This is a genomic window from Tunicatimonas sp. (assembly GCF_049647865.1).
GTDB lineage: Bacteria > Bacteroidota > Bacteroidia > Cytophagales > Cyclobacteriaceae > Tunicatimonas.
On record NZ_JBARYM010000225.1, the window covers coordinates 1 to 1,897 of the forward strand.

4 protein-coding genes are annotated in these 1,897 nt (G+C 40.2%); 1 reads left to right on the top strand and 3 read right to left on the bottom strand.

What is annotated here, in order from left to right:
* Positions 1-378, top strand: a 378-nt coding sequence (locus WBA23_RS07015) for a helix-turn-helix domain-containing protein (RefSeq protein WP_424581547.1), incomplete at its 5' end; no start/stop codon positions are given.
* Positions 379-577: 199 nt separating this feature from the next.
* Here the strand turns inward: WBA23_RS07015 and WBA23_RS07020 are convergent.
* From WBA23_RS07020 to WBA23_RS07030, 3 genes are read right to left on the bottom strand one after another with little or no spacing between them, the layout of a single operon-like run.
* Positions 578-1,054 (bottom strand): cupin domain-containing protein, encoded by a 477-nt coding sequence (locus WBA23_RS07020; RefSeq protein WP_424581549.1) that lies wholly within the window; start codon positions 1,052-1,054, stop codon positions 578-580.
* A gap of 14 nt (positions 1,055-1,068) precedes the next feature.
* On the bottom strand, positions 1,069-1,458 hold the full coding sequence (locus tag WBA23_RS07025; protein ID WP_424581550.1) for a type II toxin-antitoxin system HicB family antitoxin: 390 nt from the start codon (positions 1,456-1,458) through the stop codon (positions 1,069-1,071).
* A gap of 6 nt (positions 1,459-1,464) precedes the next feature.
* A complete protein-coding gene (locus WBA23_RS07030) occupies positions 1,465-1,722 on the bottom strand; it encodes a type II toxin-antitoxin system HicA family toxin (RefSeq protein WP_424581551.1) in 258 nt (85 codons plus the stop codon).
* Positions 1,723-1,897 lie beyond the last annotated feature (175 nt).

The window sequence follows — 1,897 nt, forward strand, 5'->3', positions numbered from 1 at the left end:
ATTAACCAGTACTGTACCGAGAACGACCTGGATTCTCGTATGACTCAGGTTAGGCGGAAGAGCCGAAAGAAGCGCTCTTCCCAAGCCAAATCCGATACTAAGCAGCGCACCTACGATTACTACCGCCAAGGCAAGTCAGTAGCCGAGATTGCTCAATTACGCGAACTGAGCCCTACCACTGTTAGTACTCATTTAGCCCACTTCGTCCAAAATGGCTCCCTGGATGTAACCGAACTGGTTGATCCCGCCACTATCACTAAAATTGAAGATGCCGTCTACGTGCACGGCGACTCCGCCATGAAGCCCCTCAAAGACGCGCTAGACGACAGCATTAGTTACGATGAAATACGGTTGGTGGTGGCTTACAACAGGCGGTAGTTACACCTCTTTCAATCTTTCCATTTCAGATTCTTCTAACCGGGCAACATCAAGAAAATATTCTCATTGTAGGCGTATCCAAAAACTAGCACTAATCCTTAAGGCTTCGCCTACTCTCAAAGCAGTCTGTGCAGAGAAATTCCTTTTAACTCTTCAACAGCTCGTTAAGATGAGTTAAATTCAGCCTACTTCCTGATAACTAGTTGCTTTTCAGCTTTTCAGCCACCTTATCGTAATATTCTTGGGTTAGTACCTCGGTCCAGGTAGTGGGCTGTTCACCACTATAGAAAGCCAAATAGGTCACATCATTATCCTTGGTAGAGGAATGCCAATGCTCGATATCTTTCTCACATTTAATTACGTCTCCTTCTTTCAGAATGACAGGTTCTTTTCCTTTCTCTTGATAATAGGCTTCGCCATCTACAATTACTAAAACCTGCGCAGAACTATGTTGATGCCAATCCAAAGTGGAATTGGCTCTAAAAGTTGCTTTTGTAATATTATGACCCAAGTCGGCATCATCGTGAATTATGGCATTTAGCCAAGCTTCTCCAATGTAATACGTATTAGGTGCCTTTCTACCCTTAGTAAGATACGAGGAAACGTCATAGTCAGAACTTTGGGCAATTAAATATGAAGGGGCTAAAAGAAATAAGGTGATAATTAGATTTCTCATTTTATACTTTTTAATTAGTTATTTTTCGAGGTTATATAGAAGTCGGAAACCTCACTTAATAACTCTTCCATATGGCGTACATAATCCGTTATTGCCCCTTCTACAATTGAATTGAGCGAAGTTTTTTTGATAGCTGCTAAGTAAAATGCTTTCTGATGTAGCTCAGGGGCTATTCTAATATTAAATGAACCTTTAAAAGATTTAAGCGGAGGTTTACCTACCTCCTCACATAATACTATATAATCATCTACTGCCTCCTCAAATGCGCTTTTAAGGGAGGATACTGATTCGCCCTCAAAGGTAACCAGATCGTTAATGCCAATTATTTTACCAAACATAGTCTGATCAGCACTGCTATACCCAACAGTGCCATAGAAATCTTTGTGCTTCAGTACGTTTTCCATCGCCTACTAAATTAGTTTTAACTCTTTTAAATGATTTAGTAACAAATTGATGACATACAACTTCACCTCGCTTTGCGGATGAGGCTTATGAATACGAATTACTTGCTTCGTTTCTCTATTTATAAATGCAACCGCCGATCCACTCGTCTTCCCTTTAGTACTCTCTTCATACCCAAAGCCTTTCAGTAATTGCACTACTTCAGCATACTTAAAGTTTTTGGGTTTACTTTTTAAGCGCTCAATTAGCTTTTGATGACGCGACATAACAAGATGTATTCTAAAGGTACGTGTTATGTATTACGTTTGCAACTAAATGATAGTTACACATAAGCGTTTCAATAACACTTACTTTTTGGTCGGGCAATCCAATGCCTATCTCTACTTCGTAAGTCTACCAATTGGCGTAGCTTTTTAGTGCTAATTAAAGAAGCGACTCGCT